General features: G+C 40.8%; 19 protein-coding genes. 18 read left to right on the forward strand and 1 reads right to left on the reverse strand.

Annotated features, from left to right (window positions below):
- Positions 1-3: 3 nt before the first annotated feature.
- Entirely contained in the window at positions 4-1,563 is a 1,560-nt protein-coding gene (gene leuA, locus AACV00_RS14025; RefSeq protein WP_004244137.1) for a 2-isopropylmalate synthase, read from the reverse strand.
- 882 nt (positions 1,564-2,445) lie between these two features.
- Here leuA and leuO point away from each other — a divergent pair.
- From leuO to ftsZ, 18 genes are all read left to right on the forward strand, one after another.
- Positions 2,446-3,390 (forward strand): transcriptional regulator LeuO, encoded by a 945-nt coding sequence (gene leuO, locus AACV00_RS14030; RefSeq protein WP_036918822.1) that lies wholly within the window; start codon positions 2,446-2,448, stop codon positions 3,388-3,390.
- Positions 3,391-3,919: 529 nt separating this feature from the next.
- Positions 3,920-5,728, forward strand: a complete 1,809-nt coding sequence (locus AACV00_RS14035) for an AMP-dependent synthetase/ligase (RefSeq protein ID WP_060555646.1) — start codon at positions 3,920-3,922, stop codon at positions 5,726-5,728.
- Between the two features lie 221 nt (positions 5,729-5,949).
- Complete coding sequence (gene cra / locus AACV00_RS14040; protein WP_004244128.1) at positions 5,950-6,957, forward strand: catabolite repressor/activator; 1,008 nt, start codon at positions 5,950-5,952, stop codon at positions 6,955-6,957.
- Positions 6,958-7,644: 687 nt separating this feature from the next.
- Positions 7,645-8,103 (forward strand): division/cell wall cluster transcriptional repressor MraZ, encoded by a 459-nt coding sequence (gene mraZ, locus AACV00_RS14045; RefSeq protein WP_004248567.1) that lies wholly within the window; start codon positions 7,645-7,647, stop codon positions 8,101-8,103.
- Between the two features lie 3 nt (positions 8,104-8,106).
- Complete coding sequence (rsmH, locus tag AACV00_RS14050) at positions 8,107-9,054, forward strand: 16S rRNA (cytosine(1402)-N(4))-methyltransferase RsmH (protein ID WP_004248566.1); 948 nt, start codon at positions 8,107-8,109, stop codon at positions 9,052-9,054.
- Positions 9,055-9,372: a cell division protein FtsL gene (ftsL, locus tag AACV00_RS14055; RefSeq protein ID WP_004244124.1), complete on the forward strand. Its 318-nt coding sequence runs from the start codon at positions 9,055-9,057 to the stop codon at positions 9,370-9,372. It begins immediately after the preceding gene.
- A gap of 11 nt (positions 9,373-9,383) precedes the next feature.
- Positions 9,384-11,180 (forward strand): peptidoglycan glycosyltransferase FtsI, encoded by a 1,797-nt coding sequence (ftsI, locus tag AACV00_RS14060; protein ID WP_004248565.1) that lies wholly within the window; start codon positions 9,384-9,386, stop codon positions 11,178-11,180.
- Positions 11,167-12,654, forward strand: coding sequence for a UDP-N-acetylmuramoyl-L-alanyl-D-glutamate--2,6-diaminopimelate ligase (gene murE / locus AACV00_RS14065; protein ID WP_004248564.1), 1,488 nt, complete (start codon positions 11,167-11,169; stop codon positions 12,652-12,654). The genes ftsI and murE overlap by 14 nt, the downstream gene beginning before the upstream one ends.
- A complete protein-coding gene (gene murF / locus AACV00_RS14070) occupies positions 12,651-14,033 on the forward strand; it encodes a UDP-N-acetylmuramoyl-tripeptide--D-alanyl-D-alanine ligase (RefSeq protein WP_004244120.1) in 1,383 nt (460 codons plus the stop codon). Before murE ends, murF begins: the two co-directional genes overlap by 4 nt.
- Positions 14,027-15,109, forward strand: a complete 1,083-nt coding sequence (gene mraY, locus AACV00_RS14075; RefSeq protein WP_004248563.1) for a phospho-N-acetylmuramoyl-pentapeptide-transferase — start codon at positions 14,027-14,029, stop codon at positions 15,107-15,109. The genes murF and mraY overlap by 7 nt, the downstream gene beginning before the upstream one ends.
- Position 15,110: 1 nt before the next feature.
- Positions 15,111-16,421, forward strand: a complete 1,311-nt coding sequence (murD, locus tag AACV00_RS14080) for a UDP-N-acetylmuramoyl-L-alanine--D-glutamate ligase (RefSeq protein ID WP_161680384.1) — start codon at positions 15,111-15,113, stop codon at positions 16,419-16,421.
- The gene (ftsW, locus tag AACV00_RS14085) at positions 16,421-17,614 is read left to right on the forward strand and encodes a cell division protein FtsW (RefSeq protein WP_004244117.1); all 1,194 of its coding nucleotides are present in this window, start codon (positions 16,421-16,423) and stop codon (positions 17,612-17,614) included. Before murD ends, ftsW begins: the two co-directional genes overlap by 1 nt.
- Positions 17,611-18,693: an undecaprenyldiphospho-muramoylpentapeptide beta-N-acetylglucosaminyltransferase gene (murG, locus tag AACV00_RS14090; RefSeq protein WP_004244116.1), complete on the forward strand. Its 1,083-nt coding sequence runs from the start codon at positions 17,611-17,613 to the stop codon at positions 18,691-18,693. The genes ftsW and murG overlap by 4 nt, the downstream gene beginning before the upstream one ends.
- Before the next feature lie 41 nt (positions 18,694-18,734).
- Complete coding sequence (murC, locus tag AACV00_RS14095) at positions 18,735-20,198, forward strand: UDP-N-acetylmuramate--L-alanine ligase (RefSeq protein WP_004244115.1); 1,464 nt, start codon at positions 18,735-18,737, stop codon at positions 20,196-20,198.
- Between the two features lie 5 nt (positions 20,199-20,203).
- Positions 20,204-20,551 (forward strand): hypothetical protein, encoded by a 348-nt coding sequence (locus AACV00_RS14100; protein ID WP_004244114.1) that lies wholly within the window; start codon positions 20,204-20,206, stop codon positions 20,549-20,551.
- A gap of 11 nt (positions 20,552-20,562) precedes the next feature.
- The gene (ftsQ, locus tag AACV00_RS14105; RefSeq protein ID WP_012368234.1) at positions 20,563-21,351 is read left to right on the forward strand and encodes a cell division protein FtsQ; all 789 of its coding nucleotides are present in this window, start codon (positions 20,563-20,565) and stop codon (positions 21,349-21,351) included.
- A gap of 45 nt (positions 21,352-21,396) precedes the next feature.
- The gene (gene ftsA / locus AACV00_RS14110; RefSeq protein WP_004244110.1) at positions 21,397-22,653 is read left to right on the forward strand and encodes a cell division protein FtsA; all 1,257 of its coding nucleotides are present in this window, start codon (positions 21,397-21,399) and stop codon (positions 22,651-22,653) included.
- A gap of 69 nt (positions 22,654-22,722) precedes the next feature.
- The gene (gene ftsZ, locus AACV00_RS14115) at positions 22,723-23,889 is read left to right on the forward strand and encodes a cell division protein FtsZ (RefSeq protein ID WP_004244108.1); all 1,167 of its coding nucleotides are present in this window, start codon (positions 22,723-22,725) and stop codon (positions 23,887-23,889) included.
- The last annotated feature ends 51 nt before the right edge of the window (positions 23,890-23,940 follow it).

A 23,940-nucleotide genomic window follows, 5' to 3' on the forward strand; every position in this document is an offset into this window, starting at 1 on the left:
TGATTAAACCGCTTCTTGTGTTGTATGGTGTTTGCGTTTTTCTATTTCGACTTGCTCTGAACGCCAAATACTGTTGATAACATGCATCATGGCGTTGGCGGATGAACCGACGATATCAGTTTCTAATCCCATGCCATGAAATTTACGTCCTTGGTACTCAACCACGATATCAACTTGTCCTAATGCATCTCGTCCTTCACCTTTGGCTGTTAATTGATAAGTCACCAGTTTTAAGGGATAACCTGTAGCACGAGAAATAGCTTGATAGACAGCATCAACGGGACCATTTCCTGTTGCTGCTTCAGTGATTTCTTCATTTTTACGACTAATGCTGACACTGGCCGTGGCAACTGTTGAGGAGCCGGATTGAGTATTAAAATAGTTCATTACAAACTCATCAGGCTCTTGTTGTTGTTGCCCCATAAAAGCCAATGCTTCTAAGTCATAGTCAAAAACTTGGCCTTTTTTATCAGCTAAACGTAAGAAAGCGGCATATAAAGAATCTAAGTTATAATCGGTTTCGCGATAGCCCATCTCTTCCATACGGTGTTTTACCGCAGCTCGACCAGAGCGAGACGTTAAGTTCAATTGCACCTCTTTTAAACCAATTGATTCAGGTGTCATAATTTCGTAAGTTTCACGATTTTTCAGTACGCCATCTTGGTGAATACCAGAGGAGTGCGCAAAGGCATTTGAACCAACGATGGATTTATTGGCATGAATAGGGGTATTACATAATTGACTGACTAACTGGCTGGTACGGTAGATCTCTTTGTGATTAATACGCGTTTGTACATTCATCATTTGTTCACGTACTTTTATCGCCATAATCACTTCTTCTAAAGCGCAGTTACCGGCTCGTTCACCTAAACCGTTGATAGTTCCTTCAACTTGTCTTGCACCTGCTTGTACTGCGGTAATAGAGTTTGCAACAGCCATACCTAAATCATCATGGCAATGAACGGAGATCACCGCTTTATCAATATTAGGTACACGTTCAAATAAATTAGTGATAATGCCACCGAATTGATAAGGCGTGGTATAACCTACGGTGTCTGGAATATTAATGGTTGTTGCGCCCGCGTTGATGGCACTTTCCACAATGCGACATAAATTATCAATATGGGTACGCCCCGCATCTTCGCAAGAAAACTCAACATCATCAGTATAGCGTCGGGCGCGTTTAATTGAGCGTGTTCCCATTTCAATAATGTCATCAAAGGATTTTTTTAACTTATGTTCAGCATGCAAAGCGGAGGTGGCTAAAAAAACATGAATACGAAATGCCTCGGCAATGTTTAATGACTCTGCGGCAACGTCAATATCATTATCAACACAGCGAGCTAACGCACAAATGCGACTATTTTTAATTTCTCGAGCGATGGTTTGTACAGATTCAAAATCCCCTGGGGAAGAGACAGGAAAACCCGCTTCAATGATATCTACACCTAAACGTTCTAAGGCATAAGCAATTTGTAACTTCTCTTTTACGCTTAAGCTAGCTTGTAATGCTTGTTCGCCATCTCTTAATGTGGTGTCAAAAATAATCACATTGTTGCTCATAATCTGTTCCTTATACTTTTTTATTTCGTTTTTTGCGCTCTCCCAGGTATAAAAAAACCCGCGATTAGCGCGGGTTTTTCTCTAAGGGTAGGTATGTTTCATTTTTTACCCATCAGCCGACCGCGCATCAATGTTGCGAATAGTAGTAGGCTTGATAGTAAAATTGCGTTTAACATGAAACATCCTTACATTTGTTCTTAATAATGTTTATTTATTGATACCGGATACCAATCATCATGTCAAGCATTGGAATTTTTTAATTTGTTTTGATGTGTGAATTATATTTTATTCTTAGTAATTCTGACTAATATCTAAATTTTTAGTAATGATTATATCTATCAAACAATCATTGATTAGGTTAATGTTTCACATAATCGCTCTCGGGGAGTGAAATAAAAAATTAAACAATTGTTTGCTTTTTTTTTGAACAACTAACTATCAGGGGGATGAGCGGTTGTAGTTAACAACAATATCAATAAATTTGAGCAACATTTTGAATATAAGAATAAAAATTATTACCGTGGTGACTGTAATAGTTCTGAAAGTGTCCTGTAAGGTGATAGATTTTATTATTTTATTATGATTTTTATCATATTTTGTTTTATTATTTGCAAGGCATAAGGTAAAACAGGTTGTAATATATATCGGTATAATCATTTCATTAATATGTAATTTAAATGTCAATTTATTCTCTTTAATATAAAGATGAATTATTTTTTGGTGTTTGTGTTATACATTTTGTGATGTACATGGATGATGAATAATAAGTAGTAATATTTTTATAAAAGTTACAGTCATGGTTAGATATATAATTTATTAATATGCTTTTATATTATTAATAAGTTTTAATTCGCCAATTATAATAACATAGTGGAGTAAAAAATGACGGATTACACATCAGCAACAACGACCAATAAAGAGTCAGCAGATATGCATTTACGTAATGTTGATCTTAATTTATTAACGGTGTTTGATGCTGTTATGCAAATGCAAAATGTCACACGAGCAGCACAGGTGTTAGGTATGTCTCAACCGGCAGTCAGTAATGCAGTTTCTCGTCTTAAGATCATGTTTAATGACGAGTTATTTGTTCGGTATGGCCGAGGTATTCAACCAACATTAAGAGCCAAACAATTATTTGGCCCTGTTCGACAAGCATTACAATTAGTCCATAATGAATTGCCAGGGGCGGGATTTGAACCGGAACACAGTGATCGTGTGTTTAGCTTATCTATTTGCAGTCCATTAGATATCAAGTTAGCGCCAAAAATTGTAGAGAGAATAAAAAATAAAACCCCTAATATTAATGTAAATATTAAGTCTTATTTGAATAGTAATATTGAACACCAATTAAAATATCAGGAAGTTGAGTTCTTTATTAATTATAAACAATTTGATAAACCAGAGTTTCATTCACACCCTTTATTCAATGATGAAGTGGTTTTGGCTGTCTCTAACCAACACCCACGAATTAAAGAGAGCGTTACTGAAGAGATGTTATTAAATGAGCATCATTCTATTGTTTCTTTAGAAGATGTGGGGTCTTTTAGTGCGGCTTATTATAAGAATACAGAGTTAGAAGATTTAATTACTTATGAAGGTACTGATTTAAATAGTGTATTAAATCTAGTCTCAAAAACTTATTCGGTCGCTATTGCGCCTAGATGGTTAGTTGAAAGCTATTCAGAACAATTGAACATTAAGGCGATATCATTACCTTGGGAGAAGGTAGAACGTCCATGCTATTTAATTTGGCATGAGTCAACGGCACGAGATAAAGGCCATTTATGGATGAAAAATTTACTTAGTGAGGTTTGTCAAAACTAAGAGTGATTCACTCATAATTAGCACTCTATGCTAATTATGCAGAAATAGTGGCAGATAACGTTAGCTTACTGCTAATAACCAATAAAAGATATTCTTTAATAGTAAATAGTAAAGATAAGTCTCTTGGGTAGCTGTCACTATTTTTGCCCTAATTGTTATCCTATCCCTATCAGTTGCAACTATTGTCATCTAATCGATTTTTTTCTTTATTTTCTCTGTTATTAATCTTGTAAATGAATAAAATTATATAATTACTTTTTGATTTTATTATATTTTTCTTATTAATGCTTTGTTTGTTCACAAAGTGTTCAGGCTCATTTTTACATTTTCATTAGTATGATGAAATTGACAAAACTTTTCATGACTCACAATTTTACAAATTTATGTAAAATTAGATTCCTTTATTTTTGCGGATCACTTAGACTTTCAGATAAGTCAGCGAACAGGTGTAAGCTGAAATTAGAAGATGACATTATTCTTTATTTCAACTTAATTATTCCTACGCTTTTCCATAAATAACAGGAAAATCATGATAAATAATAATAATCTATATGATTATCATATAATTAGAAGATTGCAGATGCAATTTTCATCTTCTGGGGAAAAAACGGCTTATCGTCAGTGGGATGCTAAGTCTGAAATCGCCATGTCATGGGCGTCAGTAGCAAAGAAAACACGTGCACTCTCAAATGCATTACTCGATATGGGCGTGGCTGTTCAAGAAAATGTGGGGATTTTTTCCCAAAACAGCATTGATTGGTCTATTGCCGATATTGCTACTTTGCAGTTGCGTGCTGTCACAGTTCCTCTTTATGCAACAAGTAGTGTGGAACAAGCCGCTTATATCATCAATGATGCGGATATTCGTATTCTTTTTGTTGGTGACCAAAAGGAATATGACGTTGTTTCTGAGTTAGCGCTATTATGCCCGCAACTTAAACATATTATTGTGTTTAATTCTCAGGTCGTTTTAAATCCAACAATACCTTCTTATCATCTGACAAACTTAATCAGTGACTGTCAATCTCGATATGACTCTCTGCTACAACAACGTATTGATGAATGTTGTTTAGATGATTTGTTTACGCTGATTTATACCTCGGGTACAACAGGTGAGCCTAAAGGTGTTATGCTGGATTACACCAATCTGGCTTCTCAACTTTATCTGCATGATCAGCGCCTTTCATTATCGGATAAAGATGTTTCATTATGCTTTTTACCGTTATCACATGTATTTGAACGGGCATGGAGCTTCTATGTTATGCATACTGGGGCTATTAATGTTTATCTCACAGATACCCATGCTGTAAGGGAAGCGATGGCTGCAGTAAAACCAACGGTTATGTGTGCTGTGCCACGCTTTTACGAAAAAGTATATAGCGCCATTCAAGAGAAAGTTTCTCAAGCACCCCGACTACGCCAATGGATGTTTAAATGGGCTCTTAAACAGGGTGAAAAACAACGTCAGGCACACTTAGCTGGACGTTCATTAGGCATGCTATCTCAATGGAGTTATCGCTTTGCGGATAAAAAAGTTCTTCAACCACTACGTCAAATTTTAGGTGGGCGAGTTCGTTTTTTACCTGCCGCAGGCGCTCGTTTAGATGATGCGGTGATCGGCTTTTTCTTAGCCGCGGGTATTAATATTAAATATGGTTATGGCATGACAGAGACTTGTGCCACGGTATCTTGTTGGGAAGAGAACCATTATAAACTAGGCTCTATTGGTACTCCGTTACCGGGGGTTGAGGTACGTATAGGCGAAGAAAACGAGATCCAAGTGCGTGGTAGTATCGTGATGAAAGGTTATTTTAATAAGCCTGAAGAGACGGTTGCCGCGTTTACTGAAGATGGTTGGTTACGTACCGGTGATGCGGGTGCATTAGATGAAGATGGGATGTTATATATTACCGAACGTTTGAAAGATCTTATGAAAACCTCAAATGGAAAATATATTGCACCGCAAATGATTGAAGGTACATTAGGGCAAGATCGCTTTATTGAGCATATCGCTGTGATTGCAGATACCCGTAAATTTGTTTCTGCACTGATCGTACCTTGCTTTGATGCATTAGAAGAACATGCTCGAGCATTAAATTTAAAATATCACGATCGGATAGAGTTATTACGCCATACTAAGATCAAAGAATTATTTGATGAACGCTTGCGTGAAATGCAACGTAATTTTGCTAGTTTCCATCAAGTTAAACGATTTACCCTATTAGCGGAAGGGTTTACGATGGAGTCTGGAGAATTGACACCTACCTTAAAATTAAGACGTAAAATAATTTCTGAACGCTATCGAAATGAAATTGAGCAGATGTATCAAGAGTCGTGATCACCAGACAAAAAAGCACCGTAAAGGTGCTTTTTTATTGCACTTTAGGTAAGTCATAGGCAGTAACAATGCAAGTAATTGGTAAAAGGTATAAACGGAAACGTTGACGCATACGGTTTTATCAGTAAATTGTGTTAAAATGCAGATTCAGATCAGCATGATGACTGAAAACCATAGCAATAATGTAATAAATACCCTATTAATAATTAGAAGAGGCTAAAGTGAAACTGGATGAAATCGCCCGCTTGGCTGGTGTTTCACGAACAACAGCGAGTTATGTCATTAATGGTAAAGCTAAACAGTACCGTGTAAGTGACAAGACTGTTGAAAAAGTGATGGCGGTGGTCAGAGAGCACAATTACCACCCGAACGCTGTTGCCGCGGGATTACGTGCTGGTCGTACGCGTTCTATAGGTTTGGTTATTCCTGATTTGGAAAATACCAGTTATACCAGAATTGCCAATTATCTTGAACGACAAGCGCGTCAACGTGGTTATCAATTGCTGATTGCCTGCTCAGAAGATCAACCTGACAACGAAATTCGTTGTGTAGAACATCTACTACAACGCCAAGTTGATGCCATTATTGTATCAACGGCATTACCCCCAGAGCACCCATTTTATCAGCGTTGGGCTAATCGTTCGTTGCCTATCATTGCCTTAGATAGGGCGTTAGAGAGTGAACATTTTATTAGCGTCGTCGGTGATGATTTAGAAGACGCAAAAATGTTAGCGAGTGAGCTTAAAGCTTTTCCTTCTCAATCGGTTCTCTATCTAGGCGCATTGCCCGAACTATCAGTCAGTTTTTTACGTGAACAGGGCTTTCGTAGTGTGTGGCAAGATGATCCACGACAAGTGACTTATCTTTATGCGAATAGTTATGAACGAGAAGCGGCGGCGGAGGTATTTTCGGAATGGTTAAATAATAACCCGATGCCTGATGCACTCTTTACGACCTCTTTTGCGCTATTACAAGGTGTGATGGATGTAACGTTGCAAAGAAGTGGACGCTTACCTACGCAGTTAGTGATTGCTACATTTGGTGATCATGAATTATTAGATTTCCTCGAATGTCCAGTATTATCGGTGGCTCAGCGACATCGTGATATTGCACAACGTGTATTAGAGCTGGTTTTAGCAAGTCTTGAAGAAGAGCAAAAACCACAAGCGGGTATTACACGTATTCGACGTGATTTATGTCGCCGAGGTAGTTTAGGACGTACTCGTTAATTAGCGTTCACTTTCTGACTCAGCATTTTTTATAATGACTATCCCTGCTTTATTAAATTAAAGCAGGGATAGTTTATTTGGTTAAATAATGTCGGGTGACTTAAATAAAATAAAATTTGAGATTAATCTTAAACGTTTTTTTACAATTTATCCTGTTTTGTTTAATTCGCGGGTGAAATTTTGATATTTCTATAAGTGATATTACTTAAATAAAATAATTTATTTATTAACTTTGCAGAAAGAAAACTCGACAGTAAAAAATTATCTACATGATATCACATTATTTTTTCAGTAGATTAAGCCAGTTTTTTAATTTAAAGAGGGCTTTGTATTGTTATGTTGGTTAAAGGCAAATGAACGACAATAAATAGGCATTATCTCATTAAATAGGTCATTTTCTTTTTATGACTTCTTTATCTTATTTTTCCCTTTTTCATCTCTATAAATAATCACTATTTGAGAACAAATAAGAAAAATAAAAAATAACCGATAGGAATCATAGTGTTAATATTCTGCTTTTTTAGCCTGCTGATAATTTGTTCATTTCGATGAGATTATAAAATTACTGTAAATATCAATAAAGCGTCCTACAACTGGCTTGACAACGTTTTCATACCATCCGTAAACTCTATTTGTGGGGATTTGTGGGATAATGTGGTGTAAATTATAACGCTGAGGGAAATGAGGATGTTTCGTGGTGCAACACTCGTTAATCTCGACAGCAAAGGGCGAATAACAGTTCCTTCCCGTTATCGAACAACGCTGAACGAGGCTTCTGAAGGTCAAATGGTCTGTACCATTGATCTCAATCAGCCATGTTTATTGCTGTACACCCTTCCTGAATGGGAAAAAATTGAGTTAAAACTGGCGGCGCTTTCTTCCATGAATCCCGCCGAACGAAGAGTGCAGCGTTTATTACTTGGGCATGCCAGTGAATGCCAAATGGATAGCGCAGGACGTCTTTTGTTAGCTAGCACGCTAAGACAGCACGCGGGGCTAACCAAAGAGGTCATGTTAGTCGGTCAATTCAATAAATTTGAATTGTGGGATGAACAGGTCTGGTATCAACAGATCAAAGAAGACATTTTGGCAGAGCAAACCTCACAGGAACCGTTATCGACACGACTATTGGATTTATCACTTTAAATAATGACAACGAATAATTTTAGCCATACCAGTGTATTACTGGATGAAGCAGTAAACGGCCTGAATATTAAACCTTCAGGTATTTATATTGACGGTACTTTTGGCCGTGGCGGGCACTCTCGTCTGATTTTATCGCAACTAGGTGAACAAGGCCGTCTCATTGCGATTGATAGAGATCCACAAGCTATCGCAGTGGCAAATGAAATTGATGATCCACGATTCTCTATTATTCATGGGCCTTTTTCAAATATTGAACACTATATCAATGAGTTAGGTTTAAGTGGTAAAGTTGATGGCGTATTATTAGATTTAGGCGTTTCTTCACCGCAATTAGATGATCCTGAACGAGGATTCTCTTTTATGCGTGATGGGCCACTCGATATGCGTATGGACCCAACCACAGGACAATCAGCTGCACAGTGGTTAATGAATGCCGAAGAAGATGATATTACTTGGGTGCTAAAAACCTTCGGTGAAGAGCGTTTCGCGAAACGCATTGCCCGTGCCATTGTGGCGCGTAATAAAACTGAAGAGCCATTAACACGTACTAAACAGTTAGCGGATTTGATTAGTGAAGCAAGTCCAGTAAAAGAGCGACATAAGCACCCTGCAACACGTAGCTTTCAAGCGATCCGTATCTATATCAATAGTGAGTTAGATGAGGTTGAAAAAGCATTAAAAGGCGCCGTGTCTATTTTAGCGCCAGCAGGACGTTTATCGGTGATTAGTTTCCACTCTTTAGAAGACCGATTAGTTAAACGCTTTATAAGAGATGAAAGTAAAGGGCCTGTTGTTCCAGCGGGGATCCCATTAACAGAAGAACAAATTAAAGCACTAGGAAGTGCTCGCCTGAGTAGTATTCATAAAATGAAACCTACCGGTGTTGAAGTTGAGGAGAATCCACGAGCGCGAAGTTCTGTTTTACGTGTCGCACAGCGTATTGAGGAATAAATGTCTACTGAACGCCATTCATTACCGGGAGTGATAGGACAAGATTTACTGCGTCACGGCAAATTGCCACTTATTCTTTTTTTCGCCGTTATTATCTCCGCGATCTATGTGGTAACGACAGCACATAAAACACGCTTACTGACAGCAGAAAAAGAGCGCTTAGTGTTAGAAAAAAATGTATTGGATATTGAATGGCGCAACTTGATCCTTGAGGAAAATGCATTGGCGGACCATAGCCGAGTTGAACGTTTTGCAAGTGAACAGTTAGGCATGGTTCATGTTGATCCAACTAAAGAGAATATTGTGGTTACTAAATAATTAAGGCAAGTATGAAATTTTCACGTTCGGCAAAAGCGAAGACAAAGACAAAGTCAAATGCCAAACTCCGTAAACCTGAAGAAAAAACAGGATTTGTGAGTTGGCGTTTTGCGTTGCTTTGCGGTGGTATTGGTATTGCTTTAGCGGCGTTATTAATACGAGTTGCCTATTTACAGATTATTAACCCAGATCCCCTGATCCGCGAAGGGGATCTGCGCTCTTTACGTGTGCAAAAAGTCCCCACAGCTCGTGGCATGATAAGCGATCGTATGGGAAGACCATTGGCGGTGAGTGTCCCTGTATATGCTATTTGGGCTGATCCTAAAGTTGTGTTAGAAGCTAACCCTGATATGACCGATTCACGTTGGTTAGCACTTGCTGACGCATTAAAACTTCCCGTTAATCAAATTTCTCAAAAAATTTCTGCAACACCTTCCGCTCGTTTTATCTATCTTGCGCGCCAAGTTAATCCTGAAATTAGTGATTACATAAGTAAGCTGAAAATCAAAGGGATAAACATGCGCCAAGAGTCCAAACGCTATTATCCTTCAGGAGAAGTGACCGCTCACATCATTGGTGTTACAAACATTGATGGCGATGGTATTGAAGGGGTTGAAAAAAGCTTTAACCAATGGCTTACCGGTGCCCCCGGAGAGCGAGTTGTACGCAAAGATGGCTTTAACCGTGTGATTGAAAATATTGCTCAAACAGATAGCCAAGCTGCTCACAACTTAATGTTAAGCATTGATGAGCGTTTACAATCTGTTGTGTATAGAGAGTTAACCAATGCAGTCATTGAAAATAAAGCCGAATCAGGTACGGCGGTTTTGGTTGATGTCAATACAGGCGAAGTGTTAGCGATGGCAAATAGCCCGTCCTATAACCCGAATAATTTAGCGGGAACGCCGAAAGATGCGATGCGTAATCGAGCTATCACCGATATTTTTGAGCCAGGCTCTACGGTAAAGCCGATGGTGGTTATGAGTGCGCTAAACAATAATATTATTAAAGAAAATACCGTTATTAATACTGTTCCTTATCGAATTAGTGGTCATCAGATAAAAGATGTTGCGCTTTATCGTGAGCTTTCGATAACTGGAATTTTACAGAAATCGAGTAACGTAGGGGTATCTCGCCTTGCGTTAGCGATGCCGGCGTCTGAACTGGTAGATGTTTATTCCCGTTTTGGCCTCGGAAAACCAACTAACTTGGGGCTAGTTGGTGAAAGTAGTGGCATATTTCCAATAAAAAAACAACGGTGGTCCGATCTTGAAAGGGCCACCTTCTCATTCGGATATGGGCTAATGGTAACGCCATTACAGTTAGCGCGTGTCTATGCAACTATCGGTAGTTTTGGTATTTATCGACCGCTTTCTATTACTAAAGTTGACCCTCCTGTACCGGGTACTCGCGTTTTTCCTGAAAAAGTCATGAGAACAGTGGTTCATATGATGGAAAGTGTCGCCTTACCGGGCGGTGGTGGCGTTCGTGCTGCGATCAAAGGGTATCGTGTTGCGATTAAGACCGGGACCGCGAAAAAAGTCGGCCCAGATGGAAAGTATATTAATGCCTACATTTCTTATGCAGCCGGTGTTGCACCGGCAAGCCGTCCACGCTTTGCCTTAGTTGTGATCATTAACGAGCCAAAAGCGGGCAAATATTATGGGGGTGCAGTTTCTGCACCAGTGTTTGGCACAATTATGGGCGCGGTTCTACGTACGATGAATGTAGAGCCTGATGCATTAACGCCAGACGATAAAAGTGAAATAGTGATTAATAAAAAAGAGGATACAAGTGGCAGATCCTAATTTAAGTGACCTATTAGGGGCACTCGGGATACAAGCACCGTCTTTAACGCTTAAAGACATGACACTCGACAGCCGAAAAGCCGCGAGTGGTGATCTGTTTGTGGCAATTAAAGGCCATGAAACGGATGGTAGACGCTATATTCCTCAGGCAATTGCACAAGGTGTTTGCGCTGTTTTAGCGGAAGCTGAAGGTATTGCTACTCATGGCGAAATTCGTGAAAGTCATGGTATACCCGTTATTTATATTGAAAACCTAAATTGTCAATTATCAAAACTTGCAGGAATTTTTTATCATCAGCCAGCGGATAAATTAAAGCTGATTGGTGTCACTGGTACTAACGGAAAAACGACAACAACACAATTGTTAGCACAGTGGGCGCAAGGTTTAGGTGAAGTCAGTGCCGTTATGGGAACGGTAGGCAATGGGTTATTAGATCATATTGTTCCGGCAATGAATACAACCGGTTCAGCGGTTGATATCCAATTAGAATTACAGCAATTAGTTAATCAAGGCGCTACCTTTACTGCAATGGAGGTTTCGTCACACGGTTTAGTTCAAGGGCGCGTTAGTGCGCTACCTTTTGTCGCCAGCGTATTTACCAACTTAAGTCGCGATCACCTTGATTATCATGGTGATATGGCCAATTACGAACAGGCTAAATGGTTGTTATTTTCGACCCACCATAGTGGCGAAAAAATCATTAATGCTGATGATGCGGTAGGGCATAAATGGTTGACGCATCTACCCGATGCAGTGGCGGTGACTATGGCGGATAAATTGCCGGCAAATTGGCAAGGACGCTATGTGCAAGCGACACAAATCAATTACCATGATGCGGGTGCCACTATCCATTTTAATTCAAGTTGGGGAGAAGGTGAAATTGAAAGCCCATTAATGGGGGCTTTTAATGTCAGTAACTTACTCTGTGCTTTAGCTACACTTTTGGCACTTGAATACCCTCTTGATGCAGTGATTAAAGCTTCCAGTGCATTAACGCCCGTTTGTGGTCGTATGGAAGTATTTAGTGCGGATAATCGTCCTACGGTGATCGTTGATTATGCCCACACGCCAGATGCCTTAGAAAAAGCGTTACAAGCGGCACGCTTACACTGTACTGGCAAACTGTGGTGTATCTTTGGTTGTGGTGGTGATAGAGATAAAGGTAAGCGCCCACTAATGGGAGCTGTAGCAGAGCAGTTTGCCGATAAAGTGGTTATCACCGATGACAATCCACGTAGTGAAGAGCCACAAGCCATTATTCAAGATATCCTTTCTGGGTTAATGGAACCTGGTCGTGCATTAGCGATTGAAGGTCGAGCAGAAGCCGTGACGAATGTAGTAATGCAAGCCTCTCCCGCTGATATGATCTTAGTGGCAGGAAAAGGGCACGAAGATTATCAAATCGTTGGCACTCGCCGTCTTGATTATTCTGACCGATTAACTGTTGCACGGTTATTGGGGGTGATCGCATGATAGCGCTTTCTCTCGAAACTATTGCACAAGTCACTCAAGGCACGTTGAGTACTATTACTCAAAGCCAAGCCAATCAATTAATGATCAAATCAATTTCTACCGATAGCCGTAAAATTGATGATGCATGTCTGTTTATTGCTTTAGCAGGTGATCGTTTTGATGCTCATGACTTTATTGCTGATGTCAAACAAAAGGGTGCCGTTGCGGTTTTAGTTAATCGGAAAATCGATGTTGAATGTCCACAAATCATCGTAAAAGATACCCGTTTAGCAATGGGGCATATTGCCGCTTATATCCGTTCGCTTAGCAATGCTAAAATTGTGGCGTTAACGGGCTCTTCGGGTAAAACGTCCGTTAAAGAGATGACGGCTTCGATACTGCGTCACTGTGGTGAAACCTTATATACACATGGCAATTTAAATAATGATATTGGTGTTCCCCTGACACTCTTTCGTCTAACCCCTGAACATCGTTTTGCCGTGATTGAACTTGGTGCTAACCATATTGGTGAAATAGCCTATACCGTGGATATGGTTAAACCAGATAGTGCATTGGTCAATAATCTTTTTTCTGCACATATTGAAGGTTTTGGTTCCTTACAAGGGATTGCTCAAGCTAAAGGTGAAATATTCACTGGCTTAAAAGAGCAAGGCACAGCCATTATTAATCAGCAAAGTAATGATGTTGCGCTATGGCAACAGCATTTTAACTCACGTCAAACTCAGTGGTCTTTCTCTTTATCTGCAGACACTCAGGCCGATTTCTACCCAACGGATATCGTTGTTAATCAACTCACCACCGATTTTACATTGCATACGCCAGAAGGGTGTGTAGCAATCACCCTACCTTTACCTGGTCGCCATAATATTGCCAATGCGTTAGCCGCAAGTGCGTTAGCCTTGTCGGTAGGGGCGACATTAACGGATATTCAGCAAGGTTTAGCGGTACTGAAAGCCGTACCTGGCAGACTCTATCCTGTTGAGTTAACAACAGGAAAAATAGTGTTAGATGATACCTATAATGCTAATGATGGGTCGATGATGGCAGGGCTGCAAGTTTTATCTCAATTACCAGGATATAAAATCTTTGTTGCTGGAGATATGGCTGAACTAGGCGAGGATTCAGAAAAATGTCACCGTGATGTGGGACGTTTTGCTCATCAAGTCGGTATCGATCGGGTATTAACCGTGGGTCATTACAGCCAGTTTATTAGTCAAGAAAATGAAGGCGGTGAGCATTTTTCATTTAAAGCTGATTTGCTTACCCAATTAATTCCATTATTACAGCAGCATGATGTTGTTTCAGTTTTAGTAAAAGGTTCACGAAGCTCAGCAATGGAGGATATCGTGAACGCATTAAAGGAGTGCTTTGAATGTTAGTTTGGCTAGCCGAATATTTGGTTAAATATCATACATTTTTTAATGTGTTTTCTTATCTGACATTCAGAGCGATTGTTGGTTTATTGACGGCATTAATTATTGCGTTATGGATGGGACCCCATTTAATTGCATGGTTACAAAAAATGCAAATCGGGCAAGTGGTGCGTAACGAAGGCCCTGAGTCACACTTTAGCAAACGTGGTACGCCGACCATGGGTGGGATCATGATCCTATTTTCTATCGCTGTATCAACCTTATTGTGGGCGCGATTAGATAATCCTTATGTATGGTGTGTACTCTTGGTGCTAATTGGTTATGGCATCATCGGTTTTATCGATGATTATCGCAAAGTAGTGCGTAAAGATACTCGAGGCTTAATAGCGCGTTGGAAATATTTCTGGCAATCGGTATTAGCTTTAGCGGTTGCATTTAGTATGTACGCGATTGGTAAAGATACCCCAGCAACGCAACTTGTCGTGCCTTTCTTTAAAGATGTCATGCCACAACTTGGCATGTTGTATATCTTACTGGCTTATTTTGTCATTGTTGGCACCAGTAACGCGGTAAATTTAACCGATGGTTTAGATGGCTTAGCCATTATGCCTACGGTGTTTGTAGCGGCTGGATTTGCATTAGTTGCATGGGCTACAGGTAATGTCAATTTTGCCAGCTACCTAAAAATTCCTTATTTAATGCATGCCGGCGAATTGGTGATTGTTTGTACCGCCATTGTCGGTGCGGGATTAGGCTTCCTTTGGTTTAATACTTATCCTGCCCAAGTCTTTATGGGTGATGTTGGCTCTTTAGCATTAGGTGGCGCATTAGGTACTATCGCCGTGTTATTACGCCAAGAATTTTTATTAGTGATTATGGGGGGCGTGTTCGTTGTTGAAACGCTCTCGGTTATTTTACAAGTAGGTTCATTTAAACTGCGCGGCCAACGTATTTTCCGTATGGCGCCAATCCATCATCACTATGAATTAAAAGGTTGGCCAGAGCCTCGTGTGATTGTCCGCTTTTGGATCATCTCTCTTATGTTAGTCCTTATTGGTTTAGCGACATTAAAGGTACGTTAACATGGCAAATTATCAGGGGAAAAAAGTTGTTATCGTGGGACTAGGCATTACTGGTCTATCCTGCGTTGACTTTTTTATCCGCCAAGGTGTAACACCTAAAGTGATAGATACTCGCCAGCATCCCGCGGGTTTAGATAAGCTACCTGCTGATGTTGAGTATCATACGGGGAGTTTTCATCAAGTATGGCTTAATGATGCTGATTTAATTGTCTCAAGTCCGGGTATTGCGTTATCAACGCCTGAGTTAGTTGAAGCGCGAGATCATGGAGTGGAAATTGTCGGTGATATTGAGCTATTTTGCCGTGAGGCAAAAGCACCTATTGTTGCGATAACAGGCTCTAATGGCAAAAGTACCGTAACGACGTTGGTGGGGGAAATGGCTAAAGCTGACGGGATCGCTGTCGGTGTCGGTGGCAATATTGGTGTACCTGCTTTAACGTTATTAACACAGCCTTATGACTTATATGTCTTAGAGCTATCGAGCTTTCAATTAGAGACAACCTATAGCTTAACAGCGGCGGCTGCCACGGTATTAAATATTAGCGAAGATCATATGAATCGCTATCCGTTAGGATTAGAACAATACCGTGAAGCTAAATTACGTATTTATGATAATGCTAAAACCTGTGTCTATAACGCAGATGATGTTCTGACATTGCCTTTAGCTGGCAAAGATGCACGTTGTGTGAGTTTTGGTATCGGACAAGGGGATTATCAACTTGATAATACCAATCGTTACTTGAACGTAAATGGTGAAAATATTCTTGCCACTTCACAGATGTTCCTTTCTGGTCAACACAATTACACCAATGCATTAGCCGCATTAGCGTTAGCTGATGCGGTGGGAATTTCTCGTAAAGCATCACTGGCTGTTTTAAACACCTATCATGGCCTTGCTCATCGTTTCCAATTAGTTTACTCCCATAATGGGGTACGTTGGATCAATGATTCTAAAGCGACTAATGTAGGTAGCACAGAAGCAGCTTTAAGAGGGCTTGAAGTAGAAGGGACTTTGCACCTGTTGTTAGGTGGGGACGGTAAGTCTGCTGATTTTAGCGCGCTATTACCTTATCTCAGTGGCGATAATATTCGCTTATATTGCTTCGGACAAGATGGTCAAGCATTGGCAAATTTACGACCACAAGTCTCACAATTAACCACGACTATGGAAGAGGCGATGCGATTACTTGCACCAACAGTGCAAACTGGCGATATGGTGCTACTTTCACCCGCTTGTGCAAGTCTAGATCAGTTTAAAAGTTTCGAACAACGTGGTGATGAGTTTGCCCGTTTAGCGCAGGAGCTTGGCTGATGAGTGTATACGCAATGCGAAGATTAAAACAGTGGCTGGTGGGAAGTTATCAAACAGATAACAGCGCGTTCGTGCCTTATGATCGCACTTTGCTCTGGTTTACATTCGGATTAGCGGTTGTCGGGTTTGTGATGGTAACCTCGGCGTCAATGCCTGTTGGACAACGTTTAGCAGAAGATCCTTTTCTATTTGCTAAACGTGACGGCATTTATATGATTGTTGCCCTTTGCCTTGCATTAGTGACAATGCGAGTGCCAATGGCGGTATGGCAACGCTACAGTAGCTTAATGCTGTTTGGTTCTATCTTGCTATTACTCGTGGTATTGGCAGTGGGCAGTTCAGTAAATGGCGCATCACGTTGGATTGCATTTGGGCCTTTACGTATTCAGCCGGCAGAACTTTCTAAATTGGCACTGTTTTGTTATCTCTCCAGTTATTTGGTGAGAAAAGTAGAAGAAGTGAGAAACAATTTTTGGGGATTCTGTAAACCTATGGGGGTGATGTTAATATTAGCCGTGTTACTGCTATTACAACCCGACTTAGGTACGGTGGTCGTGTTGTTTGTGACCACATTAGCGTTGCTTTTTTTAGCCGGTGCAAAAATTTGGCAATTCCTCGCCATTATTGGTACAGGTATTGCCGCTGTTGTGATGTTAATTATTGTTGAGCCTTACCGTGTACGACGTATCACTTCGTTCTTAGAACCTTGGGAAGATCCTTTTGGTAGTGGTTATCAGTTAACACAATCCTTGATGGCTTTTGGACGAGGTGATCTACTGGGGCAAGGGTTAGGAAATTCAGTACAAAAGTTGGAGTATCTACCTGAAGCTCATACTGACTTTATTTTCTCCATTTTAGCAGAAGAACTTGGTTATATCGGTGTGGTTTTAGTGCTTTTAATGGTATTCTTCATCGCTTTTCGTGCGATGCAAATTGGACGCCGTGCTTTGCTGCTCGATCAACGTTTTTCAGGCTTTTTAGCCTGTTCGATTGGGATCTGGTTTACCTTCCAGACTTTGGTCAACGTCGGTGCGGCAGCAGGTATGTTGCCAACAAAAGGGTTAACGTTACCTCTTATTAGTTACGGTGGTTCGAGTTTGATTATTATGTCAACGGCTATCGTGATGTTGTTACGAATTGATTATGAATCACGCCTAGCACAGGCTCAGGCGTTTGTAAGGAGTCCTAAATGAGCGAACGTAAACGCCGATTAATGGTGATGGCCGGCGGAACAGGAGGGCACGTCTTTCCTGGATTAGCAGTTGCTCATTATCTGCAATCCCAAGGCTGGGATATTCGTTGGTTAGGAACCGCGGATAGAATGGAAGCACAATTAGTGCCTAAGCATGGCATTGAAATCGAGTATATCCGTATTTCGGGTCTGCGAGGTAAAGGGGTAAAAGCGTTAATTGCGGCACCTATTCGTATTATAAAAGCGATTTTTCAAGCCCGTCGGATTATGAAGCGCTATCAGCCTGATGCCGTATTAGGCATGGGAGGCTATGTTTCTGGACCAGGCGGTGTTGCAGCATGGAGCTGTGGTATTCCCGTTGTTTTACATGAACAAAATGGTATTGCAGGCTTAACTAACCGTTGGTTGTCAAAAATAGCCAAACGTGTGTTACAAGCATTCCCCGGTGCGTTTGCTAATGCGCCTGTTGTTGGTAATCCGGTTCGTGACGATGTCTTAGCACTTGAAGCGCCAGCAGAGAGATTAAAAGGCAGAGAAGGTGCTGTCCGAGTGCTGGTTATTGGTGGTAGCCAAGGTGCGCGTATCTTAAATCATACAATGCCCGTGGTGGCTGGATTATTAGGAGAGCGGGTTACAATTTGGCATCAGGCCGGCAAAGGGAGCGAAAGTGATACCAAATTACGCTATCAAAATGAACTTTCTAAAAATTCAGTTAAATCTGAGTATAAAGTTACTGAATTTATTGATGATATAGCGCAAGCTTATCAATGGGCTGATGTTGTTGTATGTCGTTCAGGTGCATTAACAGTTAGCGAGATTGCCGCTGCGGGGTTACCCGCTATTTTTGTTCCTTTTCAACATAAAGATAGACAGCAATATTGGAATGCATTGCCATTAGAAAATGCCGGTGCGGCGCGTATTATTGAACAGAATGATTTAACGCCAGAAGCGATAGCTGACACCCTAGAAAATTGGGATAGACATCAGCTAATGCTAATGGCAGAAAAAGCACAAAGTGTTGCGATTACGGATGCTACTGAGCGAGTCGCTAATGTAATTATCGAAGTGGCTAAAAAATAAACGTAACTTGTAACCATTAACTTAGAGTGAAGAAGTAAATAGTGAATACACAACAGCTGGCGAAATTAAGATCTTTTGTGCCTGAGATGAGAAAAGTTAGGCATATCCACTTTGTTGGCATTGGTGGTGCCGGCATGGGCGGGATCGCCGAAGTGTTGGCTAATGAAGGTTATGCAATCAGTGGTTCTGATTTAGCGCCTAATGTAGTCACACAACAACTCGTTGCATTAGGGGCGACAATCTATTTTAATCATCGCCCTGAAAATATTCGTGATGCTAGTGTTGTGGTGGTTTCTACCGCAATTAGTGCAGATAATCCGGAAATTATTGCAGCAAGAGAAGCGCGTATTCCTGTGATACGTCGTGCAGAAATGTTAGCGGAGTTAATGCGTTATCGTCACGGGGTTGCGATTGCAGGAACCCACGGTAAAACAACAACAACGGCGATGATTTCTAATATTTATGCACAAGCAGGATTAGATCCAACCTTTGTTAATGGCGGTTTAGTGAAATCAGCAGGTACCCATGCTCGTTTAGGTTGTAGCCGCTATTTAATTGCAGAAGCGGATGAGAGTGATGCTTCTTTCTTACATCTTCAACCTATGGTTGCGGTGGTAACGAATATTGAAGCTGACCATATGGACACTTATCACGGTAATTTTGATAATTTAAAAGAGACTTTTATTACTTTTTTACACAACTTACCGTTTTATGGTCGCGCAGTGATGTGTATTGATGACGATGTTATTCGGTCAATTATTCCTAAAGTAGGGCGTTATATTACTACCTATGGTTTTAGTGAAGATGCTGATGTACGCATTACTCATTACGAACAAAAAGGTGCGCAAGGATTTTTCACTATTTCTCGTGAAGATATGCCTGATTTAGATGTGGTATTAAATGCGCCGGGACGTCATAACGCCTTAAATGCAACCGCAGCTGTGGCTGTTGCTACAGAAGAAGGGATTGCGGATGAGCATATTTTAGCCGCACTACTTAATTTCCAAGGCACTGGGCGTCGTTTCGATTTCTTGGGAAATTTCAGTCTTGAGCATGTGAATGGCCAAGAAGGGGAAGTCATGCTGGTGGATGACTATGGACATCACCCAACAGAAGTTGATGCAACGATAAAAGCGGCACGAGCAGGTTGGCCTGATAAACGTTTAGTGATGTTATTTCAACCACATCGTTATACACGTACTCGTGATTTATATGAAGATTTTGCAACGGTGCTTAATCAAGTTGATATTTTATTATTAACCGATGTTTATGCAGCAGGAGAGGCGCCTATTCCCGGTGCAGATAGTCGTTCACTGTGTCGTACTATTCGTCAACGTGGCAAACTAGATCCGATTTGGGTTTCTGATGTTGAGAACATCTCCTCAATATTAGCGGGTGTATTAACAGATAATGATCTTGTTTTAGTTCAAGGTGCTGGAAATATTGGTAAAATAGCGCGTCGCTTAGCAGAAACAAAATTACAACCATCTTTAAGCGAGGATTAAGACGGATGTTTGAGCAAGTGAACATCATTTATGGTGAAATGGTTAAGAAAATGACTGTAATGGTGGGAGATTTTAGTCAAAAAGAGATCTTATTTGCGAAAAATACGATCGGTAATTTGCTTGCTCAAAGAGATGTGGGAAAAATTTATCAGTTAAAAGTAGCGAAATTTAAAGAAAAACTCGCTATTTTGACTTTTAAGGTAAATAATTCTCAACAGATTGAACAATTTAGTGATTTAATTATCAAAGCTAAAGGTATTTATAGAGTATATATATCTAGTGGAAGTATTAATCGTAGGAATATCGTACAAAAGAATAGCCGATTCTCTTATTTGAATGTTGCGCAGGGGTGAATGAATTTACTATGTCACAAGCAGCGCTAAATAATAAAGAGATAAAAGAGAAACGTCATTCTGATAGACCGAGTAATGGTAGCTATTTATCAGGATTAATCTTCTTCTTATGTGTGATTGCCACCATTATTTGGGGCGGAATACAAGTTGTGAATTGGATGAAAGATGCTAATCGTCTGCCGATATCAAAGCTTGTACTTACTGGTGAGCGGCATTACACAACGAATGATGATGTGCGTCAGGCCATTTTATCTTTAGGCCAACCAGGCACTTTTATGACACAGGATGTCAATATCATTCAGCAACAAATTGAACGTATGCCATGGATCAGGCAAGTGACCGTACGTAAACAATGGCCAGACGAATTAAAAATCCATCTGGTGGAGTATGTGCCATTTACCCGTTGGAATGACACACATTTTCTTGATAGAGAAGGCCGAATTTTCAGTCTGCCAACGCGATTGGAAACACAAGGAAATTACCCACTATTATATGGGCCGCAAGGAAGTGAGAAAATGGTATTAGCAGGTTATTTAGCAATGAGAGATCAGCTTCTTGCCAGTAATCTGAAATTAAAAGCAGCATCAATGTCAGCTCGTCAAGGATGGCAATTAGTCTTAGACAATGATGTCCGATTGGAGTTAGGGCGTAAGGATACCGAAAAACGGATTGCTCGCTTTATTGAGCTGTATCCTATCTTGCAACAACAGACTGACAAACGGGTTGATTATGTCGATTTACGTTATGACAGTGGTGGTGCAGTTGGATGGGCTCCTTTATTACTTGATGTGAATGAATAAACAAGACGTGGCAGATGACACGATGAAGGCGAAGGCAGAACAATAATGATCAAAGCGACGGACAGAAAATTAGTAGTTGGTCTTGAGATTGGTACGGCCAAAGTAGCCACCCTTGTCGGTGAGATCCTGCCTGATGGCGTAGTGAATATTATCGGGGTGGGAAGTTGCCCATCTCGGGGTATGGACAAAGGTGGCGTGAACGATCTCGAATCCGTCGTAAAATGTGTACAACGGGCTGTAGATCAGGCTGAATTGATGGCAGATTGCCAAATATCGTCAGTATATTTGGCGTTATCAGGCAAACATATTAGCTGCCAAAATGAAATTGGTATGGTGCCAATTTCAGAAGAAGAAGTAACACAAGATGATGTTGATAGCGTGGTGCATACTGCGAAATCCGTCAAAGTAAAAGATGAACACCGTGTTTTACACGTAATACCGCAAGAGTACGCCATTGATTACCAAGAAGGGATCAAAAACCCTGTTGGGTTATCCGGTGTACGTATGCAGGCTAAAGTGCATCTGATTACCTGCCATAACGATATGGCGAAGAATATAGTAAAAGCAGTTGAGCGCTGTGGTTTAAAAGTGGATCAACTGATTTTTGCAGGACTGGCTTCAAGTTTTGCTGTGCTAACAGAAGATGAGCGCGAATTAGGTGTTTGTGTCGTTGATATGGGTGGCGGAACCATGGATATCGCCATATATACCGGTGGTGCATTAAGACATACTCGTGTCATTCCTTATGCAGGCAACGTTGTGACTAGCGATATTGCTTACGCTTTTGGTACACCACCAAATGATGCCGAAGCAATAAAAGTGCGTCATGGCTGTGCATTAGGCTCTTTAGTTGGCAAAGATGAAAATGTCGAAGTTCCAAGTGTCGGAGGTAGACCACCAAGAAGTCTACAACGGCAAACACTTGCTGAGGTGATTGAACCGCGTTATACCGAGCTTCTAAATCTTGTTAATGAAGAGATTTTGAGTGTTCAGGAACAATTACGTCAGCAAGGAATAAAGCACCATTTAGCGGCAGGTATTGTTTTAACAGGTGGTGCTGCACAGATAGATGGACTTGTTGAATGTGCTCAACGTGTTTTCCACACGCAAGTACGGATCGGTAAACCGTTAAATATTACCGGGCTAACAGATTATGCGCAGGATCCCTTCTATTCTACGGCAGTCGGGCTTTTGCATTACGGTAAAGAATCTCACTTTGGTGAGGAAACTGAAACCGAAAAACGCTCTGCAGTTAGTGGTTGGCTAAAAAAACTCACTGGCTGGTTAAAAAGAGAGTTTTAATCATCAGACAAATTTAAAAAGAGGTCGTTTGAGCAAGCGACCCTAAAAGGCACAAAACGGAGAGAAATTATGTTTGAACCTATGGAATTAACCAACGATGCGGTGATCAAAGTCATCGGCGTTGGTGGCGGCGGCGGTAATGCGGTTGAGCACATGGTTCGTGAACGTATTGAAGGCGTTGATTTCTTCGCGGTCAATACTGATGCTCAAGCATTACGTAAAACAGCAGTTGGACAAACTATCCAAATCGGTAATGCCATTACGAAAGGCTTAGGTGCAGGTGCAAACCCTGAGGTAGGCCGTAATGCTGCCGAAGAAGATCGTGAAGCGTTACGCGCTGCACTAGAAGGTGCGGATATGGTATTTATCGCTGCGGGTATGGGCGGTGGTACTGGTACAGGTGCTGCGCCAGTCGTTGCTGAAGTTGCGAAAGAGTTAGGTATTTTAACGGTTGCTGTTGTGACTAAGCCTTTTAATTTTGAAGGCAAAAAGCGTATGGCATTTGCTGAGCAGGGAATTACTGAGTTATCTAAGCATGTTGACTCATTAATCACTATTCCAAATGACAAGCTGCTAAAAGTACTCGGTCGTGGTATTTCGTTACTTGACGCATTTGGTGCGGCAAATGATGTATTAAAAGGTGCTGTTCAAGGTATCGCAGAACTGATCACTCGCCCAGGTTTGATGAACGTCGACTTTGCTGACGTGAGAACGGTGATGTCAGAGATGGGTTATGCCATGATGGGATCTGGTGCAGCTAAAGGCGAAGATCGTGCTGAAGAAGCCGCTGAAATGGCGATTTCAAGTCCATTACTGGAAGATATCGACCTGTCTGGCGCACGTGGTGTGTTAGTTAATATTACAGCAGGCTTTGATTTACGTCTTGATGAGTTTGAAACCGTCGGTAACACCATTCGTGCATTTGCATCAGATAACGCCACAGTGGTGATTGGTACTTCTCTTGACCCTGAAATGAACGATGAACTGCGTGTTACTGTGGTTGCTACAGGTATCGGCATGGATAAACGTCCAGAAATTACGCTGGTAACTAATAAGCAAAATCAACAAAACGCTATGGAAAATCGTTATCAGCAAATGCAAAATAGCATGTCCTCTTTCTCTACAGTAGAAGAGAGCAAGCCTGCAGCTAAAGCGGTTAATGAACAATCTACTCAAGCTAACAAAGAGCCAGATTATTTAGATATCCCTGCTTTCTTAAGAAAACAGGCTGATTAATCGTCAAAAAGATTGGCATCTCCGCTTTTTGTGCTAAACTGTCCTGCCAAT

The organism is Proteus sp. G3927 (assembly GCF_963894685.1).
Taxonomy (GTDB): Bacteria; Pseudomonadota; Gammaproteobacteria; order Enterobacterales; family Enterobacteriaceae; genus Proteus; species Proteus mirabilis.

Bases quoted from the DNA above. Each gene is read 5' to 3' on its own strand.
- ftsQ (WP_012368234.1), top strand. From the start codon at position 20,563: ATGTCACAAGCAGCGCTAAATAATAAAGAGATAAAAGAGAAACGTCAT.
- ftsA (WP_004244110.1), top strand. From the start codon at position 21,397: ATGATCAAAGCGACGGACAGAAAATTAGTAGTTGGTCTTGAGATTGGT.
- ftsW (WP_004244117.1), top strand. From the start codon at position 16,421: ATGAGTGTATACGCAATGCGAAGATTAAAACAGTGGCTGGTGGGAAGT.
- murF (WP_004244120.1), top strand. From the start codon at position 12,651: ATGATAGCGCTTTCTCTCGAAACTATTGCACAAGTCACTCAAGGCACG.
- leuO (WP_036918822.1), top strand. From the start codon at position 2,446: ATGACGGATTACACATCAGCAACAACGACCAATAAAGAGTCAGCAGAT.
- leuA (WP_004244137.1), bottom strand. From the start codon at position 1,563: ATGAGCAACAATGTGATTATTTTTGACACCACATTAAGAGATGGCGAA.
- mraZ (WP_004248567.1), top strand. From the start codon at position 7,645: ATGTTTCGTGGTGCAACACTCGTTAATCTCGACAGCAAAGGGCGAATA.
- ftsZ (WP_004244108.1), top strand. From the start codon at position 22,723: ATGTTTGAACCTATGGAATTAACCAACGATGCGGTGATCAAAGTCATC.
- mraY (WP_004248563.1), top strand. From the start codon at position 14,027: ATGTTAGTTTGGCTAGCCGAATATTTGGTTAAATATCATACATTTTTT.
- murG (WP_004244116.1), top strand. From the start codon at position 17,611: ATGAGCGAACGTAAACGCCGATTAATGGTGATGGCCGGCGGAACAGGA.
- AACV00_RS14035 (WP_060555646.1), top strand. From the start codon at position 3,920: ATGATAAATAATAATAATCTATATGATTATCATATAATTAGAAGATTG.
- rsmH (WP_004248566.1), top strand. From the start codon at position 8,107: ATGACAACGAATAATTTTAGCCATACCAGTGTATTACTGGATGAAGCA.
- ftsL (WP_004244124.1), top strand. From the start codon at position 9,055: ATGTCTACTGAACGCCATTCATTACCGGGAGTGATAGGACAAGATTTA.
- AACV00_RS14100 (WP_004244114.1), top strand. From the start codon at position 20,204: ATGTTTGAGCAAGTGAACATCATTTATGGTGAAATGGTTAAGAAAATG.
- ftsI (WP_004248565.1), top strand. From the start codon at position 9,384: ATGAAATTTTCACGTTCGGCAAAAGCGAAGACAAAGACAAAGTCAAAT.
- murD (WP_161680384.1), top strand. From the start codon at position 15,111: ATGGCAAATTATCAGGGGAAAAAAGTTGTTATCGTGGGACTAGGCATT.